Source organism: Streptomyces sp. NPDC005195 (assembly GCF_040608315.1).
Taxonomy (GTDB): Bacteria; Actinomycetota; Actinomycetes; order Streptomycetales; family Streptomycetaceae; genus Streptomyces; species Streptomyces kaempferi.
This window is the reverse complement of the sequence record NZ_JBEXHZ010000265.1, coordinates 1-2,040: the sequence shown is the minus strand read 5'-3', so window position 1 is coordinate 2,040 and position 2,040 is coordinate 1. Positions and strand designations below refer to the sequence as shown.

Genomic DNA, 2,040 nt, shown 5'->3' with positions numbered 1-2,040 from the left:
GTGAACCGCACCGTCGAGGCCGAGGAGTTGGCCATCCTGAAGTAGACAGCCGTCTTCCCGGTCCCGGGCTCGGTGGCGTAACGGGTGCTCACCTCGGCCGACTTGCCCGCCTGCGACGCGTCGCCCCTGAACCGGCGCAGGAAGCGGTTGGGCCCGGTCATGGCGAGGTCGTACTTCCCGTCGCCGTACCCCGAGCCGATGTTGAAGTAGTCGGAGGCCGTACCGCCCGCGTCGACCGTGTACTGCCAGGGCGTGGTGTCACGGTAGGCGTTCGGGTGGATCGAGAAGTGCGCGGCGCTCCTGGCCGGGGTGCCCTGGTTGGCCATGGCGAACCAGGCGAGGATCTTGCCGCTCGAACCGAACTCCAGGTGGTCCAGGTACCCGTTCGGCTGGTAGGGCAGGGCGCGGGCGGGGCGGGTGCCGGGCTCCTGCACGGGCAGGGCGTTGGTGGTGGGGACCGGGTTGGGCAGGGGACCGCAGGTGGCGATGCCGATGACACTCGTGGCGGGCATCGCGACGGCGCCGTACACCGGGTGGGCGAAGTCGAAGACGCCGGTCAGGTCGCCGCTGACCTTGCGGCGCCAGGCGCTGATGTTCGGGCAGGCGGCGGGCTTGCCCAGCGAGGTCGTCCAGGTCTCCAGGAAGCGCAGCACGGACGTGTGGTCGAAGACCTCCGACGACACCCATCCGCCGCGCGTCCAGGGCGAGACGACCACCATCGGGACGCGGAATCCGAGACCGTACGGAGTGCCCCCGAGGAACTCCCCCGCCGTGTTCGCGGGCGGGACCGGCGGCGGCACGTGGTCGAAGAAGCCGTCGTTCTCGTCGTAGTTGAGGAACAGGACGGTGGAGTCGAAGACGTCGGGGTCGGCGGCGAGGGCCTTGTACACCAGGTCGACGAAGTGGGCGCCGTCCCCGGGCGGGGCGTACGGGTGCTCGGAGAAGGCCTGGTTGGCGACCACCCAGGACACCTGGGGCAGGGTGCCCGCGACGACGTCCGCCCTGATGGCGGCGGCGATGTCGTCGGGGGTGGAGCCGGTGGCCTTCGGTACGGAGGCCATGCCCCGGTCGTACAGCGGGTCGCCGGACTTGGCCGCGGCGAACTTCTTGAAGTAGGCGCAGGCGTTGTCGCCGTAGTTGTCCTGCGCGTTCTGGTAGACCTTCCAGGTCACTCCGGCCGTCTGGAGCGCCTCCGCGTAGTTCTGCCAGGTCAGACCCGACTCGTCGCCGCCGTCGTAGCTGGATCCGTCGACCTTGCCGGACCAGAGGTAGGTGCGGTTGGGCCCGGTGGCGCTGAGCGTGGAGCAGAAGTAGGCGTCGCAGATCGTGTAGGCGTCGGCGAGCGCGTAGTGGAAGGGGATGTCGGAGCGGTCCAGGTAGCCGAGCGAACGGATGTTGCCGACTCCCGAGACCCAGTTGTCGAGGCGTCCCTTGTTCCAGGCGGAGTGCTGCGAGGACCAGGAGTGCGGGAGGTCGCCGTTGCACTGCGCGAGGGTCTCACCGTCCTTACCGCCCGCGGCGGGTGTGGAGCTCAGTTTCCACGGGTACTGCCGGCCGCCCCCGTTGGGCTGGTTGAAGACGGGATACCCACCGGACAGCGTGATGCCGCTGCGGTCTCCGAATCCGCGGACGCCCTTGAGGCGGCCGAAGTAGTGGTCGAAACTGCGGTTCTCCTGCATGAGGATGACGACGTGCCGTACGTCCGTGATCGTGCCGCTCGCCGTGGCCGCGGCCGCCGCCGGGCGTGAGCCGAGGCCCAGCGCGGTACCGGCCGCCACTGATGCCCCGAGCCCCACGAAACCTCTTCGGCTGATCGGTGTCATTCGCCCGCCCTCGTCACTGGCGTGCCCCTGCGGCACACCGCGCGCCAGCGTGCCCGCGGTGATCGCCGAGATCCATACCCGCGTGGTGAGTTGCGGGTGAACAGCGGCCGAACCGTGACGGTCGGCGTCGGTCGCCGGCGGGCGGGTCACGGACGCCGGGGGCCCGGACGGACAGCGGGTGGTGGTCGCCTCACGCCTCCGGGCGGGTCCGGGGGTC

1 protein-coding gene is annotated in these 2,040 nt (G+C 70.3%); it reads right to left on the bottom strand.

Features of this window, described 5'->3' with window-relative positions:
• Positions 1–1,823, bottom strand: a 1,823-nt coding sequence (locus ABZV34_RS38800; protein ID WP_356287808.1) for a phosphocholine-specific phospholipase C, incomplete at its 3' end; no start/stop codon positions are given.
• Positions 1,824–2,040: the final 217 nt, after the last annotated feature.